The following is a 235-nucleotide window of genomic DNA, read 5'->3' on the forward strand; positions in this document are numbered from 1 at the left end:
GTATACTTGGAAGACCCCGCGCTCATTCAAGAAGCCTTGCCACGCAGCCAGCCAACCTTAATGTGCAGCGTGCCTCGCTTATACGAAAAAATTCATGCAGCAATTTTGCAAAAAGTTGCCACTGCTTCAGCCTCTAAACAGAAACTGTTTCATTGGGCCTTAAAAGTAGCTGAACTTCGGCTAACCGCTAAGCAACAACAAGTGCAGCCTTCTGCTTGGTTAAACATACGTTATC

General features: G+C 46.0%; 1 pseudogene. It reads left to right on the forward strand.

The features are described 5' to 3' along the window. Nucleotides 1-235 (forward strand): annotated as a pseudogene (locus Q4528_RS16170) (hypothetical protein); the annotation flags it as partial.

Source organism: Staphylococcus pasteuri (genome assembly GCF_030547725.1).
Classification (GTDB): domain Bacteria; phylum Bacillota; class Bacilli; order Staphylococcales; family Staphylococcaceae; genus Staphylococcus; species Staphylococcus pasteuri.